Here is a 15,639-nt window from a genome sequence, read left to right as displayed (position 1 = left end):
TGAACCAGGCCTCAAGGTAAAGAGCGGTCTGGCCCGCGTATTGAAGAAAACTGCCCACTGACGGGTATGGTTCAACACTTCCCCTTGTGGGAGCGGGCTTGCCCGCGATGAGCCTGAGGGCGACGCGATCAATCAGGAAGTTCGCGTTATCGTTAACGTTCATCGCGAGCAAGCTCGCTCCCACAGGAGGTCGTGGGTATCTCAGGAATACGCGCCCACCACCCGTTTCACTTTGATCAACGCTTGTCGAAGCGAATCCATATCCACTGACCCCAGCGCCAGCCGGATCGCATGCGGTACGTGGACAGAGGTTGCAAAAGGTTCGGCGGTGGAGACGGCAACTTGCTCGTGCATCAACTCCATGGCGATCTGATCCGCTCTGGCGTCTTCCGCCAGAGGCAACCACAGAAAGTACGAATTTGGATGAGTCATGCAACGCAGCCCTTTCAGCAGTTCGGCAGCCATGGCTTGCCGGGCCTGAGCATCCGCACGCTTTTGCGCTTCCAGTTGGCTCACGGTTCCATCGTCGAGCCATGCGCAGGTGATTGCCGTCATTACGCCGGGAGTGTTCCAGGTGGTTGCCCTGATTGCGCGCTCCAATGCAGGCACCTTTTCGACCGGCGCGACAACGAAACCGACGCGCAGTCCCGTGGCGACATTCTTGGAGAACCCCGACACGTAGACGGTCCGTTCCGGCGCCAATTCGGCCAAGGGTGCCGGGGCGTCTTCGACCAGGAAGGCGTATGCGGCGTCTTCAATGATCAACAGGTCATGCTGGCGTGCAATCGACACGAACTGATCCCGCCACTGCGCATCCATGACCCAACCCAGCGGATTATGCAGCGTGGGCATGGTGTAGACGGCCCGCACCGACCGGCGCCGGCAAAGCGCTTCCAACGCCTCAAGATCAGGCCCGGTGTCCGTGGCGGGAATGGGCACGATTTCCAGGTGCAGCGATTCGGCGAGCACCTTGAAACCGGTATAGGTCAACGCATCCGCCGCGATCACATCGCCCGGTTTGAGCAACGCCATCATCGTCACCGCCAATCCATGCTGAGCACCACTGACGATCAACACCTGTTCGGCCTGGACGCTCAACCCGCGTGAAGCCAGATGGTTCGCGATCGAGGCCCGCTCATGCAGGCGCCCGGCATGGGGCTGATAGCGCAAATGGGATTCGAGGTCGCCGGACAACGCGAGCTGACGCAAGGCCGTTCGCAACAGATCCGCCTGACCGGGCAATGACGGGTAGTTGAAGTTGAGATCGGCCATGCCCACGGCCACCACGTGCTGGCTCACGCCCTGACCGGGCGGAAGCGACGTCTCCCTGACGAACGTGCCCCGCCCCGTTTCGCCGCTGACCAGGCCCATCGCCTCAAGCTCCGCATACACGCGGCTGGCGGTGACCAGCGCCAACCCGTGCTCAGCGGCGAGCTGACGATGGGTTGGCAGGCGCGTACCGGGCGGCAAATGTCCTGAACGGATGTCTGCGGCAAAGGTGTCGACCAGCGACTTGTAGCGCAAGCGAGGCATAGCGGATGTATCCATGACAATTTTTTGATTGTCTTAATAGTCGGTCATACGATGCGCCCAAGGCAACCCGCCGCATAAACCCTTTGTCGAGTGTGACCCTCAATGGAACGAGTATCGAATCTGAACACCCTGCCTCAGGAAAACACTACCAGTGGGTGGCTCAACGGGCTGATCGGCGTGGTGATCTTCAGCGGCTCGCTGCCCGCCACGCGGGTTGCGGTGCTGGAATTCGATCCGGTGTTCCTGACGGTTGCCCGGGCCACCATCGCCGGCGTGCTGGCGCTGTGCATGCTGTGGCTGTTCAAGGAAAAACGTCCGGCGCGCAACCAGTTGCTGCCGCTGGTCATCGTGGCCATGGGTGTGGTGGTCGGGTTCCCGCTGTTGACCGCGCTGGCGCTGCAATACGTGACCTCGGCGCACTCGATTGTCTTCGTGGGTCTGTTGCCGCTCGCGACCGCCGTGTTCGGTGTGGTGCGCGGTGGCGAGCGTCCCCGCCCGGTTTTCTGGTTTTTTTCGGTGCTGGGCAGTCTGCTGGTGGTGGGGTTTGCCGTGTCCCAAGGCCTGACCGCCTCGCCTGAAGGCGACCTCCTGATGCTGGCGGCGATCCTGGCCTGCGGCCTCGGTTATGCCGAGGGGGCGAAGCTGTCCCGGACACTCGGCGGCTGGCAGGTGATTTGCTGGGCGCTGGTGCTGTCGTTGCCGGTGATGGCGCTGTTGACCTTGTGGCTCACACCCGTTTCGTTTGCCGGGATTAGTGCGCCAGCGTGGTTCAGCCTGGGTTATGTGTCGCTGTTCAGCATGCTGATTGGCTTCGTGTTCTGGTATCGCGGGCTGGCGCAGGGCGGAATTGCCGCCGTGGGGCAGTTGCAACTTTTGCAGCCGTTTTTTGGATTGGCGCTGGCGGCGACGTTGCTTCACGAGCAGGTGAGCATTGGCATAGTGGCGGTGACCGTTGCGGTGATTCTGTGCGTGGCGGGCGCGAAAAAATTCGCGAAATAGTCGATTTGATTTCCCGTAAATCCGCCTGTTTAACCTGCTTGTTTAAGTGCGGTCAGATTTACTTCCTGAAAGCTACATAACCTTGCGTCGTTGCCTACGGTTACGCCAGAATCCGCCGGCTTGTGCGCCTTGGACCTGGGCTCTATCGTTTTCCGATCGCTGAAAAGAACAGCGATCGGGTTTGGTAGCCCGGGTTCTACAAGGTGTATTGCATCGCCATTGGGGCACTTTTTGTCTCAGCTTTATGGTGGTCATGCACAGGGCGTCTTCGGGCGCGCCGGTTTCCTTGTGCCCGGTCTACCAACCTGCGTATGGCCACCACCCTTCGTTTGGTAGCGAAGGTGATGGCTCCTCGTTTGTTGCTGCACAAGGAGTTGTATCTATGTTCAAAGTAACGCCCAACCCACCAGACACCGATCCGGCCTCCCCGTACGAACACGATTCAAAAAAACTCAACGAGGCCGCCGAACGGGCCCTCGACTTTCATTTCCCGTCGGCTGCCGACCTCAAAGCCACCCCGCGCACACCCGGCACCATGTTCATCGTCAACCCTGAGCTCGATACCGAAACCCTGCTAGCCCATGCGTGCGAGTCGCTGGCCTCGGCCAATGTCATGACCATGGATCTGGCGGACCACATGGACGGGCCAAGTCGCAATACCCTGCTGGGCATTGCGCAAGTCATCATGCTTGGCGAACTGGCGGTGAACCGGGCGCTGGGTCAACTCGACCCGATCGAATAGTCACTGCCTCCCATGATTGTACGGTGCCTGCGGTACACGACTGTACGGGTCAAGCCGCACGGCACCTGCGTTAAAAACATCGCTCTCGTTACTGGAGCCGATCATGGACCTCGCCACACTCACCCTCTTTCTCCCGGCCTGCTTCGCCCTCAACATGGCCCCCGGCCCGAACAACCTGCTGTCGGTCAGCAACTCGACGCGTTACGGCTATCGCACGGCGTGTGTGGCGGGTATCGGTCGGCTGCTGGCATTCGCCGGGATGATCGCACTCGCCTCGGCAGGGCTAGTGGTGGTGTTGCAGACGTCGGAATTGCTGTTCTACGGGATCAAGATTGTCGGCGCGGCCTACCTGTTCTACCTCGCGTGGCAATTGTGGCGCGCCGATCCGGGGACGAAGAACGTTGTGACCGGCGCACCGGGGGGGATGCTGACCTTGGCGCGGCAGGAGTTTCTGGTGGCGGCCGGCAAGCCTAAAGATGGGCAATATAAACTATCCTGATAGACGGCTTTCAGTAAGTTACTCCCACAGGCATAGCTTGGGCTCCGATTGTAGCGGGCATAGTACTGATCCCTAAATTTGCGCTTCTCTTTAGTCGTGGCACTAGGCTATCGTTCAGTCGGACTTACATCCGTATGTCGCAAAGGGACTGGCCAATGGAAGGATCACGACATGTCTAGATGCACAGCACCAGTACGCGGGCATAGCTCATCAGCAGCTGCTGCTGCCTGCCCTGCATGCCGCTATCGCAGTAGCTCACGCTCCTACTCTTCATCGGGCAGCAGCGGGAGTAGCGGGAGTAGCTATGCCAACAGTAGTGGCGGTGGTAGCAGGTCTAGCGGCAGTTCAAAGCCACGTTGGTCGAAAGCCGGTTCATCCGTTTCGTACACGATTGCCCAAGTGCAGTCCCTAACGCCAATTCGCCAATCCGTTGAGACGCGAGCAGCGACTCAACCCGATCTACGTGATGTGTTTCTGTGCCACGCATGGGACGACCGTCAGGGGGCGGCCAAAGAGCTGCACGACTTGCTCGTGGCGGCTGGTGTCAAAGTATGGTTCAGCGAGAATGACCTTGGCCTCGGCGTTCCGATGATGCGCGCCATCGACAAGGGCTTAGCGAACTCGCGAATTGGGCTTGTGCTGGTCACCCCTGCGCTTTTAATCCGCCTCCCCAAAGAAAGCGTGGCCGACAAAGAGCTTTCGACACTACTGGCAGGTAACCAGCTCGTTCCCATCGTGCACAACACGACGTATGAAGCTCTCCGCAATGTCAGTCCCATGCTCGCCTCCCGAACTGGCCTGGATACTACAGAAGATACGATGGCGGTGGTTGCGGCAAAAATCGCCGAGCTGGTCGCACTCTAGCTATATTGCCCACACAGGTTCGCCATTCTGATGCGTCTGTTCAGAAATATGTGTTCGAACCCTACGGCCAACCAGAACCACCAGCGGAAGGCCGGCTGGCGCCAAAGCTAGAGTCCGTTTTTGGGCCTTTATCTGCCCTATCCGAGGGGTAGCTAAAGGGCCGAAGCGGCCCTTCTCTTCCGTCGAATTACTCGGCGGCTGATAGCTCGTCACTGGATGTGCTCTATGGGTATAAATCACCGTCCTTATCGCGTTTTTCTTCATAAACGCCTCCGCATCCTAAGACGGCAAAAAGCGAGGTTCAGCAAGCACCTATGATTTGCATTGATTGCGTAACACCGGCGCCACTCAAAAAGTTGTTCGACACACACGGAACCGAGGGTGACTGCAAATACTGCGGCCGTCACGGGCACGCGATGGAGTCGAAGGAGATGTTCGACTACGTTTACGAGCGCGTCGTGGAGAATGTTGCCATCAAGGACGACCTGTCCCACTACGAGCTCGGCATGCTGTATCACTGCGGGTCGGACGCCATCAACGTTTCGGATATCGATATCGTCCTCATGGAGTGGTTTGAGCTCGGTAACGAACCGTACTTTGCGGATCTCTGCGATGGCGTTCCACCTGAATTCAGGAAGGACGACGCGGGGGACGAAACGCATTTTTACGACGATGATGGCACTTTGGAGCAGAACATCTACGAGGACCGCTGGAAGAAGTTCGTTGAGGATGTCCACTACAAGCACCGCTACTTCAATGCCGGAGCCGACCAGTTCCTCGATTCCGTCTTTTCGGTGCTGGTAACCGACGGCAACCAGCTCAAGCCGGAGGTGCTGCGGACTATCGCCCAGGGCGAGCTGCTCTACCGGGCACGCCATGCCCAGAACCAAAAGCAGGCAGAGGAAATCATCGGTGATCCTGCCGGTCAGTTCGGGCCCACGCCAAAGCATCTGGCCAGCAGCCAACGAATGACCCCGAATGGCATCTCCGCCCTGTATTGTGCATTGGAGAGAGAGACCTGCCTCAGCGAAATCCGCTCCATCACCGGTGACCACGTGGTCAGTGCCGCCCTGACACCCATCCGCGAGCTGAAGCTTCTGGACCTCACCGTGCTGGACCGGGTAGAGCCTCCGGCGCTCACGTTGCTGGACGAAGGACTCCGCGAGTCACTGCATCGGAAAGTGTTCCTGGGCTCGTTGGTCAAGAAGATGTCCCGGCCCAAAGCGCGCAACGACGAGTTGAGCTATTTGTCGACGCAGGTGGTCTTCGAGTACTTGCGGCTGCGTTTCGGCAAGTACGTGGATGGCTTGGTGTTCCCCTCCGTCCAAACGGGTGAGGTGGGAACCAACGTGGTATTTTTCCCTGAAGCCAGCCGACTTTCCTACGAGCCTCCTGCCGATCCTGAACCGGCGGACGGGCCAGTCCCGAAGGCCGTGCCACCGGAAAATCGATTTGGGCCACCGGCCAAACTGGCCGTGGTGGCTGACTCCATCCAGTTCCACAAGGTCACTGCGATTGAAACTAAGGCCAAGGAATACAGCCATATCTACGACCTGTTCATGAGCGACTTGAACCGTAAGCGCTTGGGCCTGAACTTCGAATGAGTGAGTTGATGGCGGAAGGTTGTGGCTTCTGCCAGGAGAGGGGGAACTTGATCGCTCCCTTTCTCTTATTTCACGAGCTTCGGAACCCGGCCCCGTTGCTGCTGGCGCACTACCTGCAACCGGGCCGGACCAGTCACTCTTAGCCACTGCATTAAGCTAGGCTCAAGCAACCCGAAAGCAATCCTGATCTTCACCGCATTCCTGCCCCAGTTCGTTGATCCAGGCCAGGCTGTGACGCCGCAATTTGCAGTGCTCGGCGCGTTGTTCCTGAGGCTGGAATGGATCGCCATCGGCGCCTACGCCTACATGGGCCTGCACATGCGCCGCTGGTTCGCCAAGCCTCGGGGCAAGCGGATTTTCAATCGTTGCTGCGCGGGGTTGTTGTCGGCGGCGGCTTCTGTGTTGCTGATGGCGCGCCGGGCCTGAAAGGATGGTTATTTACTTGTGTGTGCGGGCTTGCTCGCGAAGGCGGAGTGTCAGTCAACCAATGTGTTGAATGTGACGCCGCTTTCGCGAGCAAGCCCGCTCCCACATGAAAGAATTCCATGTCGAAATGTCGGTGGAGGCCTGAGGCGGCGCGCCCTATGCTCAATCCATGAACCTACAAAACACGATGCTTCCGCCCCACGCCGAGATGGTTCGCGCCATGCTCGAACGAGACACCACCTACGAGGGGGTGTTTTTTACTGCGGTCAAAACCACCGGCATCTTCTGCCGCCCCAGCTGCACGGCGCGCAAACCAAAACCGGAGAACGTCGAGTTCTTCGCCCACGCCGATGACTGCCTGTCTGCCGGCTATCGCGCCTGCCTGCGCTGCAAACCGCTGGATGCGGCCGCCATCGCGCCGGACTGGGTGCAGACGCTGCTCCAGTCGGTGGACGCCGATCCAGAGCTGCGCTGGACCGATGCGCAGTTGCTGGCCGAAGGCATCGAGCCACTGAAACTGCGGCGCTGGTTCAAGCAGCATTTCGGCATGACCTTTCACGCGTGGCTGCGCACCCGACGCCTCGGCATGGCATTGGGCGGGATCAAGCAGGGCAATTCCATTGACAACGCGGCGTTCGATTCCGGTTACGAATCCCTGAGCGGGTTTCGCGACGCCTTTCAAAAATCCTTCCACATCACCCCCGGTCGTGCGGCCAACAGCGAGCCCCTGCTGTTCACGCGCCTGACCACGCCGCTGGGGCCGATGATTGCCATGGCGGAACGGCGCGGGCTGGTGCTGCTGGAGTTTCTCGACCGGCCGGCGCTGACTCGGGAAGTCGAAGCGTTGCAGAACCGTCATGGCTATGCGGTAGCGCCCGGGCACAACGCGCACTTGCGGCAGATCGAAGAAGAACTGGCCCAGTACTTCGCCGGCAAACTGACCGAATTCAAGGTGCCTCTGCACTTGCCCGGCACTGAGTTCTCCCGGCAGGTCTGGGCCGAACTGGCGAAAATCCCCTACGGCCAGACCAGCACCTACGGCACCATCGCCGCGCTGTTGGGCAAACCCGGCGCCAGCCGTGCCGTCGGCCTGGCCAACGGGCATAACCGGATTTCGATTGTCCTGCCCTGCCACCGGGTGATCGGTGCGGATGGCTCGCTGACGGGCTATGGTGGAGGACAACCGCGCAAGGCGTTTCTGCTCAGGCTGGAAAACGCGGCGGTGCAGGTCACGCAACAACTCGCGTTCTGACTCTTCGGTGTTTTTCATAAGGAAGGAAACTCAATGGACACGCTCGACCAGCAATTCCACAGGCTGCATCAGGACGGCCTGCTGATTCTCACCAACGTCGCCGATGCCGCCGGGGCGCGCATCGTCGAGCAACTGGGCAGCAAAGCCGTGGCCACCAGCAGTGCGGCAGTGGCCTGGGCTCACGGTTATGCGGACGGCAATGCCCTACCCCTCGAACGCTTGGTCTCGACCGTCGAGTCCATCGCCCGCGTGACTTCGCTGCCGTTGACGGTGGACATCGAGGCCGGCTATTCCGATGACCTGACACGGGTTGCCGAAGTGATTGATGCGGTGATTGCCGCCGGTGCCGTCGGGATCAATATCGAAGACGGTGCTTCCCCGCCCGAACTGCTGGCCCGCAAGATCGAAATCGCCCGTCAGGTTGCCGAGCGCCGCGAAGTGAAGTTGTTCATCAACGCCCGCACCGATGTGTACCTCAAGGGTCTGGTGCCGGCCGAAGATCGCGTCGCGGAAACGCTCAAACGCGCGGCGCTGTATCAGGCGGCGGGTGCTGACGGGCTGTTCGCGGCCGGCGTTTCGGCGGAGTACGAGATTGCTGCGCTGTGCCGTGGCACGCCGCTACCGGTGAATGTACTCGGGCTGCCGGAATTGCCGTCGCCTAAAGTGTTGAAAGCGCTGGGCGTTCGCCGGTTGAGCGCCGGTTCCGGTATCGCCGAGTTCCTTTACGGTGCGATGGCCGGCCTGGCCAAAAGCTTTCTGGAAACCGGCAAACTCGATAGCAGCCACCTCAAGGCTTTCACCTACGGGGAAGTGAACGCGTTGCTGAAAACGGCGGTGAAGGTTTGACCGATCCTTACTTGCCCGCAACGGCGTTTCTCGCGTCCATTGATGAAGACTGGGCGCGCCACGTCGCGGCCATCGGCCCCTGCCTGCACCAGCCGCATGCGGCGCGCGATCCGTATGAATCCCTGGTGCGGGCGATTGCCTATCAGCAACTGCATGCCAAAGCCGGGGATGCGATTGTCGGTCGGCTGCTGGCGTTGTTTCCATCGACGGCGTTTCCGCGACCTGAGCAGATTCTGGCGACCGGGTTTGATCAACTGCGCGGGTGCGGCTTTTCCGCGAGCAAGATTGCGACCATTCAGGGCATCGCTCAGGCAGCGCTGGATGGCGTGGTGCCGGATTATGCGACGGCATTGGCCATGAATGACGAGGCGTTGATCGAGCGGTTGATTACCCTGCGCGGGGTTGGGCGCTGGACGGTGGAGATGTTGCTGATTTACAGCCTGGAGCGGCCGGATATTCTGCCGGCCGATGACTTCGGGGTGCGTGAGGGGTATCGACGGTTGAAGGGGCTGGAGGTGCAGCCGACGCGTAAGCAGATGGTGGATATCGGGTTGGGGTGGAGTCCTTATCGGACGGTGGCTTCCTGGTATTTGTGGCGGGTGGCCAACAAGTAGACCGCGTTATCGTTCTTCGTCGGAACGCCGCCCGGAGCAAGCCCGCCCCCACATTTAACCGAGCTCTCCCATGAGAATGCGGTCGCATGTGGGAGCGGGCTTGCTCGCGAAGGCGTCGGCATTTGCACCACAAATCTCCTAGGCTGAACCGCATAACTAAATTTCACTGGAGGCCCCTCATGCAACTCGAAGGCTCCTGCCACTGCGGCGCCGTGTCGTTCAGTCTGACCAGCGCCCACCCCTACCCTTATCAACGTTGCTACTGCTCGATCTGCCGCAAGACTCAGGGCGGTGGCGGTTACTCGATCAACATCGCCGGCGATACCGCCAGCCTCAAGGTGCGCGGTCGCAAATCCATCGCGATTTACCACGCGCGGCTCAAGGACGAAGGCGACAAACGCGCCCACCGCAGCACGGCAGAGCGGCACTTCTGTTCAGTGTGTGGCTCGGGGTTGTGGCTGTTCAGCCCTGAATGGCCGGAACTGATTCACCCGTTCGCCTCGGCCATCGACACCGCGCTACCGATGCCACCCGAGTACACGCACGTGATGCTCGGTTCGAAAGCGCCGTGGGTGGAGGTCCCGGCGCATCACGGTGATAGGCAGTGCGAAATCTGGCCGGAAGAATCCATCGCGCAGTGGCATGAGCGTCTGGGTCTGGCGCGCTGAATCAAGAGAAAACACGAACCTCGATTTTTTTGCACACGGCAGTTCCCTTTTGCGTTTTTCGTTCGGTTAACCCTCAGAAGCCTTTCACTTACCGAACGATTCGATACAAAGGGATCTCCATGTCGCACCCACTTGCCGCACGTTTTCGTTTTGCCCTGCGCCCCTTGGCCCTGGCCCTGCCAGCCGCCCTGCTGAGCCTTTCCTACACCGCCCATGCCGCCGAAACGGTTGAAAACAAGCCGGCTCCCAAGGACGACGGTGCGCTGCAACTGGGTGCGACGAGTATTTCTGCCGTAGGCCTGGGCGAGACCACCGAGAACACCCATTCCTACACCACCGGCTCAACGTCCTCAGCCACCGGCCTGGCTTTGTCGCCCCGTGAAGCGCCGCAATCGGTCACCGTGGTAACCCGTCAGCAAATGGACGATCGCGGTGTGCAGAGTGTCAGCGACGCGTTGCGCAACGCCCCTGGGGTCTCGATGCAAAAGTACGACAGTGACCGTACCGAGTTTTCCGCCCGTGGTTTTGCCATCACCAACTTCCAGTACGACGGAGTCAACCAGCCGTATGACGGTGTCTACGGTGAAAACCCGAACAACAGCGATGACGCGGCCAGCCTCGACCGCATCGAAATCGTCAAGGGCTCGACCGGTCTGATGACGGGTTCGGGTGACCCGTCCGCCACCGTCAACATGATTCGCAAGAAGCCGACCAAGGAATTCAAGGCCTCGATCAGCGGCACCGTCGGCTCGTGGGACAGCTACCGCAGCACTGGCGATATTTCCGGTCCGCTGAACGATAGCGGCAGCGTGCGTGGCCGCTTCGTGGGTTCGTACCAGGACAAAAATTCCTACATCGATCACTACAGCCAGAAGAAAGACCTGTTTTACGGCATCCTCGAAGCCGACCTGACGGACGACACCTTGCTGACCTTCGGCATCGACAAGTCCAGTGCCACCCCACGCGGCACCTCCTGGACCGGCAACACGGTGTACTTCGCCGACGGCGGCCGCACCGACTTCTCGCGCAGCTTCAACCCGGGCGCCGACTGGAGCCGTCGTGATTTCGACACTGTCACCTACTTCACGTCGCTGGAACAGGCGTTGGCCAATGACTGGAAACTCAAGGTCAATCTCAACCAGAAAACCACCGATCACGATACGCGCCTGGCCTCGGCCAGCGGCGGCTCCCCGGACCGCGCCACCGGTGAAGGCATGTTCCTTTACTGGGGTCGCTGGGAAGGTCATCGCGTGCAGAACACGGCTGACGTGAACGTCTCCGGGCCCTTCACCCTGGGCGGTCGCGAACACGAACTGGTGGCTGGTTTCATGACGTCCCATGCCCGCCAGACCGGCGCGACATTCGACAGCGTTATCCCCGGAGCCGGAGGTGTGCCCGGCAGCATCTATGACTGGAAAGGCAATCTGCCGGAACAGGACTTCCCGAAAAACGGCAAGTACGAACGTACCACCAGTCAGAACGGCGCTTACCTGGCCACGCGCCTGCGCCCGACCGACGACCTGTCGATCATCCTCGGCAGCCGCGTGAGCACCTTCAAGTACAACGAGGATTACAGCTACTACCCGGGCGCCGGCCAGGCCGACACCCAAACCAGCTACAAGGAACACGGCGTCGTCACCCCTTACGCCGGTGTGATCTATGACCTGGACGACACGTATTCGGTCTACGCCAGCTACACCAACATTTACCAGCCGCAGACCTACAAGGACGCCGCCGGTTCGACCCTGAAACCGGTTGAAGGCAACAGCTACGAGACTGGCCTGAAAGCGGCGTACCTCGAAGGCAAACTGAACGCCAGCCTGGCCTTCTTCCGCATCGAGCAGGAGAACATCGCCCAATACGTCACCACCGACGGCACCGGGCAGGACGTTTACGAAGCCATTCCCGGCGCCACCACCAAAGGCGTGGAGCTTGAATTGGCCGGTGAACTGTCCGATGGCTGGAACCTGTCGGCCGGCTACACCTATGCCCGCACTCGCGACAAGGACGAGCAACGGATCTACGGTTTCCCGCTGGCCACCACCAAACCTGAACACGTAGTGCGTACGTTCACCACTTACCGCCTGCCCGGCGCACTGGACAAGGTCACCGTCGGCGGCGGCGTCAGCTGGCAGAGCGCTTACTACGGTCAGAGCTTCAGCCCTACCGAAGGCAGCACTTCGCTCAAACAAGGCGGCTACACCCTCGTCGACCTGATGACCCGTTATCAGTACAACGAGCACCTGAGCTTCACCGCCAACGCCAACAACGTCTTCGACAAGAAGTACCTGTCGGGCCTGGGCAACTTCGGCACCACGTTCTACGGCGAGCCGCGCAACCTGATGCTGACCACCAAGTGGGATTTCTAAGCTGAAGTGACACTGACCTGTGGCGAGTGGGCTGTGGGCTGTGGGCTGTGGCGGGTGGGCTTTATGTGGCGAGGGAGCTTGCTCCCGCTGGGTCGCGAAGCGGCCCTCAAAAAGGGACTGCTGCGCAGTCCAGCGGGAGCAAGCTCCCTCGCCACAGCAAGCTGCCTCGCCATACGCGAGCACTGCTCGCTCAGCCCCATTCACAGCCTTTGACAGTTTCCCGACAAAGCTGTCAAAGATTGCCGACCGGCACCCGCCTAGCATGGGGCGCATCCAACTTCCCTTCGGGTGCTCCCATATGTGCGCAAGGATCGCAAGACCGGGTTCAAAGGTTCGGACGAGCTGGACGGCATGGGCTCGACGGGATGTATCACATGGGACCGATCATTCTCGGCGCGAGTTTTGAACATGCGCTGGAAAAGGACGATGACGATGACGATGACGATGACGACACGGGTTCGCCTGGAACCGCTTGAAACTGAGCATCAGCGCGCCTTTTACGAGGGTGACCATGGCAAGGTCGTGGGCAGCCTCAATAGTCAGTTCGGCGATAGCAATTACATGCGCACGTGGTATGGCGTCAGCACGGGTCAGGCGTCGCGCAGTCAGTTTCGGGCGTATGACGCTCATGGTGGGCTGGTGAGTCGCGGGGCCGATTTGACCTGGTCGTTGCCGATCAATGATCAATGGAGTGTGTCGACGGTGTTGGCAGTGCAGTACCTGGCCGAGACGGGACGGTGAGGACGGGCAAGAAAACCGGACTTCTGCGCCAGTTTCCAATGATCTTTCATGCTTCTAAGAGTTTTTAACAATTGCACTGTGTACTTTCACAATGGCAACTTCCTTGCAATAGATCGAAACCAATCAATCCACTACGCGCCATTGAATGGCTTGCCGATTTCAAACGAAGCTTTTACTGTCGAATGACAGGAGCGCGACTTATATACTTTTTAGCGCCTGAAACTAAACCAAGGAATGGTTATGAACAAGAAACACCTGGCAACTTCATCTTTACTGGCTGGAACATTATTTTTATCGGCATACACCTCTGCGATGGGCTTTGGTGCGGAATTAATCAATGGCTCCGACTCAATACTATTAAATAACAAAAACAACGAGAGCATGCGCTGGAGTGGGATCGGAGAGATTTTCTGGGGAGACGACTCAATTTGCACCGCCAGCTTGCTGGACACCCGGGACAAAGCCAACAACGCTGTCGGCCCCGCTTATTTGCTCACTGCGGCGGACTGCGTAGTAGGTGTCAGAGCTGTCCCACACTTACTCCAACCTCAACCCGTTCCAATCACTGTAAAATTTAATTATTTCAACGACACGCCTGGAGACTATAAAACTTATACGATTCGCACTGCAACCTGGAACAACTCCGAGCATACGAATCTTGCAATCATGGAATTGGAATCCCCTCTCGCCACATTATTGGAGGATGGAATAACACCGCTCAAGATCGCACCTAAAACACCTGACCTATCCAATGACGTACTTATTTCAAGCACAGGAACAAAGCAACAGGAAACAGGACTGCGTGTAAAAGCCTGCTCTCAGGAACCTACAGGGGGAGCTGTTATTTCAGGGGAAAGCAGAATGTATCTAAACACCCTGAAAATTCGTTGTGGAGCTGAAGACTATTACTCCAAGGGAGCCCCGGTGCTTGAGCGAAACAGCGGAAACATTCTCAGTGTTTTATCGATCGGCACTTACAAGTCGACAATTGAAAGACAATGTTTCGATTATGCCCCCTGCGAAGTAAAAAACGGTCAGCCCCAATGGTCAGCGGAAACGCAATATGGCCATGCTGTCGATTTTTTATCGAGCTGTTTCAATGAAGGCGTTTTCACCAATACTGCAAAAGCATGCACATTTGAACGTACTTTTGAAGTCACCGACCTGGATAATTATTCCCGTTACACTGCAATGCCTCTAAACGACGCACAACCCAATGCACGGGCAACGTTTTCGTTAAGCACGCCTTACTATCGATTTAAAACCGCACGCGATGTTAAGCACTGCAGTCAATCTGATGGTTACAGCGACATCAGCAGCGCAACTGATGCAGCTATCAAATCACCAATCCCTCGGGAGCCCGGAATTTATTTTCTTTGCGTTATCGGTGTCGAATCTGCAGAACAGTCACTTTCAGCAGAACTTATGAAAAACACTTTGATCCTTCCTACCCAACTTGTAGAAAGAACGCCAGTTGAATTGCCACTGAATCCTAATTACGGCATTTACAATGACGGGAGTCTTGGCTTGCGGTTCAGCCAGCGCCTCCCCTCTAATCTGGCTATTCGTTATTACAAAGGCCCCTTCAAAGATACAGACTGTAGCAACGTAGACAGAAAGGACTATGTGCACGCATCGCATGAAGCGCCAATCAAAGCCGAAGAATTTCCGTTTACGCTGTGCATTAAAAACGTAGACCTGAGTTACCGCGTTTCCAAAGAGGCGCTTATTTTCCACTTCGACGAAGAGGGCCGAATGAGTCGGTAAAGGTGACTTGATCATAGCCCCGTCAATCTGATCGAGACTGACGGGGTTTATTTCGATTGATCAGGCCACTGACTCTTGTGTTGGTACACCGCTGTGAAAACGAAACTCCACGTCTGGCGATTCGATCAGCTCTTGCTCAGCGGCGCGGACCCGGTCGATCACTTGGGCGATGTCCTTGGCATCACCATACTGATACGCCAGTTTCAAATAACCCTGAAAATGCCGCGCCTCGCTTTTCAGCAGCCCGAAATAGAACTTGCCCAGCTCTTCGTCCAGGTGCGGCACCAGCGCCTCGAAACGTTCGCAACTGCGGGCTTCGATGAACGCGCCGACCACCAGTGTATCCACCAGTTTGACCGGCTCGTGACTGCGCACCACTTTGCGCAGGCCCGAGGCGTAACGGCCGGCGGACAGCTGGCGCAGTTCGATCTTGCGCTTTTTCATCAGGCGCATGACTTGCTCGTGGTGCACCAGCTCTTCCCGGGCCAGGCGCGACATCAGGTTGATCAGATCGACGTGGGAGTGGTACTTGGCAATCAAGCTCAATGCTGTGCTGGCGGCCTTGAATTCGCAGTTCTTGTGGTCGATCAGCAAGGTTTCCTGATCGGCCAGCGCGGCCTGGACCCAGCCATCGGGGGTGCGGCAACCGAGGAACTCGTGAATTTCGGGAAGGATCATGGGGCTCACGGACATATAGGTTAAAACGAAGGGCGCC

12 protein-coding genes and 3 pseudogenes are annotated in these 15,639 nt (G+C 58.5%); 13 read left to right on the top strand and 2 right to left on the bottom strand.

Annotated elements, in window-relative coordinates; all coding sequences use genetic code 11:
* Window positions 1–201: 201 nt before the first annotated feature.
* Window positions 202–1,533, bottom strand: a complete 1,332-nt coding sequence (locus tag ACYZTL_RS01470) for an aminotransferase-like domain-containing protein (RefSeq protein ID WP_461950254.1) — start codon at window positions 1,531–1,533, stop codon at window positions 202–204.
* Between the two features lie 102 nt (window positions 1,534–1,635).
* Here ACYZTL_RS01470 and ACYZTL_RS01465 point away from each other — a divergent pair, with 102 nt between their 5' ends.
* The 13 genes and pseudogenes from ACYZTL_RS01465 (at window position 1,636) to ACYZTL_RS01405 (ending at window position 14,924) form a co-directional block, all read left to right on the top strand.
* Window positions 1,636–2,532: a DMT family transporter gene (locus ACYZTL_RS01465; RefSeq protein ID WP_461950253.1), complete on the top strand. Its 897-nt coding sequence runs from the start codon at window positions 1,636–1,638 to the stop codon at window positions 2,530–2,532.
* 382 nt (window positions 2,533–2,914) lie between these two features.
* The gene (locus ACYZTL_RS01460) at window positions 2,915–3,274 is read left to right on the top strand and encodes a DUF6124 family protein (RefSeq protein ID WP_461950252.1); all 360 of its coding nucleotides are present in this window, start codon (window positions 2,915–2,917) and stop codon (window positions 3,272–3,274) included.
* 103 nt (window positions 3,275–3,377) lie between these two features.
* Window positions 3,378–3,749: pseudogene (locus ACYZTL_RS01455) on the top strand (LysE family translocator); the annotation flags it as partial.
* 423 nt (window positions 3,750–4,172) lie between these two features.
* A complete protein-coding gene (locus tag ACYZTL_RS01450) occupies window positions 4,173–4,637 on the top strand; it encodes a toll/interleukin-1 receptor domain-containing protein (protein ID WP_461950251.1) in 465 nt (154 codons plus the stop codon).
* Between the two features lie 431 nt (window positions 4,638–5,068).
* Window positions 5,069–6,241 carry an RES family NAD+ phosphorylase gene (locus ACYZTL_RS01445; RefSeq protein WP_461950250.1) on the top strand — a complete coding sequence of 391 codons (1,173 nt, stop codon included), beginning with the start codon at window positions 5,069–5,071 and terminating at the stop codon, window positions 6,239–6,241.
* Between the two features lie 156 nt (window positions 6,242–6,397).
* Window positions 6,398–6,667 (top strand): annotated as a pseudogene (locus ACYZTL_RS01440) (LysE family translocator); the annotation flags it as partial.
* Between the two features lie 169 nt (window positions 6,668–6,836).
* The gene (locus tag ACYZTL_RS01435; RefSeq protein ID WP_461950249.1) at window positions 6,837–7,919 is read left to right on the top strand and encodes a bifunctional transcriptional activator/DNA repair enzyme AdaA; all 1,083 of its coding nucleotides are present in this window, start codon (window positions 6,837–6,839) and stop codon (window positions 7,917–7,919) included.
* A 33-nt stretch (window positions 7,920–7,952) separates the two neighbouring features.
* Window positions 7,953–8,765 carry an isocitrate lyase/PEP mutase family protein gene (locus ACYZTL_RS01430; protein WP_461950248.1) on the top strand — a complete coding sequence of 271 codons (813 nt, stop codon included), beginning with the start codon at window positions 7,953–7,955 and terminating at the stop codon, window positions 8,763–8,765.
* Window positions 8,762–9,379 carry a DNA-3-methyladenine glycosylase family protein gene (locus ACYZTL_RS01425; RefSeq protein WP_461950247.1) on the top strand — a complete coding sequence of 206 codons (618 nt, stop codon included), beginning with the start codon at window positions 8,762–8,764 and terminating at the stop codon, window positions 9,377–9,379. Before ACYZTL_RS01430 ends, ACYZTL_RS01425 begins: the two co-directional genes overlap by 4 nt.
* A gap of 179 nt (window positions 9,380–9,558) precedes the next feature.
* Window positions 9,559–10,047 (top strand): GFA family protein, encoded by a 489-nt coding sequence (locus ACYZTL_RS01420; protein ID WP_461950246.1) that lies wholly within the window; start codon window positions 9,559–9,561, stop codon window positions 10,045–10,047.
* 119 nt (window positions 10,048–10,166) lie between these two features.
* A complete protein-coding gene (locus ACYZTL_RS01415; RefSeq protein WP_461950245.1) occupies window positions 10,167–12,416 on the top strand; it encodes a TonB-dependent siderophore receptor in 2,250 nt (749 codons plus the stop codon).
* Window positions 12,417–12,716: 300 nt separating this feature from the next.
* A pseudogene (locus ACYZTL_RS01410) lies at window positions 12,717–13,142 on the top strand (MipA/OmpV family protein); the annotation flags it as partial.
* A 255-nt stretch (window positions 13,143–13,397) separates the two neighbouring features.
* Window positions 13,398–14,924, top strand: a complete 1,527-nt coding sequence (locus tag ACYZTL_RS01405; RefSeq protein WP_461950244.1) for a trypsin-like serine peptidase — start codon at window positions 13,398–13,400, stop codon at window positions 14,922–14,924.
* Between the two features lie 60 nt (window positions 14,925–14,984).
* Here the strand turns inward: ACYZTL_RS01405 and ACYZTL_RS01400 are convergent, their stop codons facing one another.
* Window positions 14,985–15,602, bottom strand: coding sequence for a MiaE family protein (locus ACYZTL_RS01400; RefSeq protein ID WP_461950243.1), 618 nt, complete (start codon window positions 15,600–15,602; stop codon window positions 14,985–14,987).
* Window positions 15,603–15,639: the final 37 nt, after the last annotated feature.

Source organism: Pseudomonas sp. LB3P81 (assembly GCF_054897965.1).
Note: the sequence above shows the minus strand (reverse complement) of the source record. Positions and strands in the feature narration are given on the sequence as shown.

Bases quoted from the DNA above. Each gene is read 5' to 3' on its own strand.
- ACYZTL_RS01405 (WP_461950244.1), top strand. From the start codon at position 13,398: ATGAACAAGAAACACCTGGCAACTTCATCTTTACTGGCTGGAACATTA.
- ACYZTL_RS01430 (WP_461950248.1), top strand. From the start codon at position 7,953: ATGGACACGCTCGACCAGCAATTCCACAGGCTGCATCAGGACGGCCTG.
- ACYZTL_RS01460 (WP_461950252.1), top strand. From the start codon at position 2,915: ATGTTCAAAGTAACGCCCAACCCACCAGACACCGATCCGGCCTCCCCG.
- ACYZTL_RS01470 (WP_461950254.1), bottom strand. From the start codon at position 1,533: ATGCCTCGCTTGCGCTACAAGTCGCTGGTCGACACCTTTGCCGCAGAC.
- ACYZTL_RS01420 (WP_461950246.1), top strand. From the start codon at position 9,559: ATGCAACTCGAAGGCTCCTGCCACTGCGGCGCCGTGTCGTTCAGTCTG.
- ACYZTL_RS01415 (WP_461950245.1), top strand. From the start codon at position 10,167: ATGTCGCACCCACTTGCCGCACGTTTTCGTTTTGCCCTGCGCCCCTTG.
- ACYZTL_RS01400 (WP_461950243.1), bottom strand. From the start codon at position 15,602: ATGATCCTTCCCGAAATTCACGAGTTCCTCGGTTGCCGCACCCCCGAT.
- ACYZTL_RS01465 (WP_461950253.1), top strand. From the start codon at position 1,636: ATGGAACGAGTATCGAATCTGAACACCCTGCCTCAGGAAAACACTACC.
- ACYZTL_RS01435 (WP_461950249.1), top strand. From the start codon at position 6,837: ATGAACCTACAAAACACGATGCTTCCGCCCCACGCCGAGATGGTTCGC.
- ACYZTL_RS01445 (WP_461950250.1), top strand. From the start codon at position 5,069: ATGTTCGACTACGTTTACGAGCGCGTCGTGGAGAATGTTGCCATCAAG.